At 72.3% G+C, this 1,609-nt stretch carries 2 protein-coding genes; both read right to left on the reverse strand.

What is annotated here, in order from left to right; translation table 11 throughout:
* Positions 1-96 precede the first annotated feature (96 nt).
* Positions 97-987: an endo-beta-N-acetylglucosaminidase H gene (locus tag ACTUAL_RS09235; RefSeq protein ID WP_440899957.1), complete on the reverse strand. Its 891-nt coding sequence runs from the start codon at positions 985-987 to the stop codon at positions 97-99.
* 264 nt (positions 988-1,251) lie between these two features.
* A partial coding sequence (locus ACTUAL_RS09240; protein ID WP_440899958.1) for a LysR substrate-binding domain-containing protein occupies positions 1,252-1,609 on the reverse strand: 358 nt, incomplete at its 5' end.

Below are 1,609 nucleotides of genomic sequence, written 5' to 3' on the forward strand. Positions count from 1 at the left end.
CTTGCAGTGGTCGCACCAGCCGCACGAGCGCAGTTCCGGAGCTCGACCAGCGCGGGGACCGCCCGCCCTCCCACCGGGCGGCCCCTCACCACCCCGCTACCCGGTGTACCGGGCCTCCGAGCCGTACAGCTCCCTGGTGAACGCCGAGATGTACGCGTGCGCGTCCCCACCACCGAGGTCGTACGTCAGGTACACCCCGTACCCCTCGCTCACCGTCCGCCGCGCGAAGTTCGCCGCGGTCGTGGTCGACGTGGCCCCGATCTGCACCGCCGCAGGCGAGAGCGCCGACTTCGGCAACGCCATCCGCGGCACGCTCCACGTCCCGTAGTACGGGTTCCACGCGTAGTCGAACGCCGACGTCACATCCACCCCGCCGTACGACAGCCGCGACGCCGCAGGCCCGATGTTGTAGAGCGTGATCAGCTTGTCCGCGGGCATCGCCGCCCGCAGCGCCGTCACCAGGTGCACGAACGAGCTCGCGTTCGGCTGCCCCGTCCCGTTCCTCCCGTACTCCGCGTACTCGTCGTCGAAGTCGATCCCGTCCAGCCCGTACCTCTCCACGGCGTCGGCCAGCTGCCGCGCGAACGCCCCGGCCGCCTGCGCGCTCGGGAAGTTCGCGAACCCGGCCCCCTGGTGGTTCCCCAGGACCGACAGCGTCACCTTGATCCCCTTGGCCTGCAGGGGCCGGATCTCGGTGGCGGCGTTGTCCAGCACCCGCTGCACGTTCGGGTTGAAGTGCAGGTAGGCCGACTTCGTCGCGGTGTCGTAGTTGATGTTCGCCGCGAAGATCACCCCGATGTCGAAGACGTTCCCGCCCCCGACCAGCTCGTACTCGCCGACGTTCGCCATGCTGTGGTTGTTCACCTCGACGTACGCCACGGACACCGGCCCGGCCTTCGCCGACTCGCCCGCCGAGGCCGCGGTCCCACCGCTCAACAGCAGGACCGCCGCCACGACCGCGCCGATCCGCCTGGCTCCGAACACCATCGATCAACTCCCATCACGCGGGGTTGGCAGGGGCGTCCAGCGAACCAGCGCCGAACTCCCGCCGTCCACGGCGGATGGCACGTCTGTCCGGTGAGTTGTCCGCCCCCGAACGCGCGGGCGCGGTCGACTGGCCGGGGCCGATCTCGCGCGCCAGCCGCGGGAGAGCACGGCTCCCGCCACTGCGATCCCGGATCTGACGCACCCGCTGGAAAAGGCCACGGCCTGGCTCCGCGCACCCGAGCCGCCCCCGGTGGCGATCGCCTGCTACGGGGTGCAGGTGCGGGACCTGGCGGACGAGGTCGTCTCACTCGCGCTGGACGACCGGGCGTCCCCCGCCCCACCCGTCGCGGTGGTGACGTCGTGCGCGGCGACCGCGGCGCGCACCAGCGCCGCCGTCGCCCGCGACCGGGACTCCCCTGGCCACACCACCGCCAGCTCGACCGGTGGCGCGTCGGGAACCCGCAGGTAGGCGACGCCGGGACGCGGGTAGCGGGCCGCCACCGAGTCCGGCACCAGCGTCACGAACTCGCCCAGCTCCACCAGTTTCAGCAGCTGCGGCAGGTCGCGGACCCCGTACCGGGCCACGAGCTCCTCGCGGTGCCGCCCGAACCCGTCGTCGGTG

It is taken from the genome of Actinosynnema sp. (assembly GCF_052038725.1).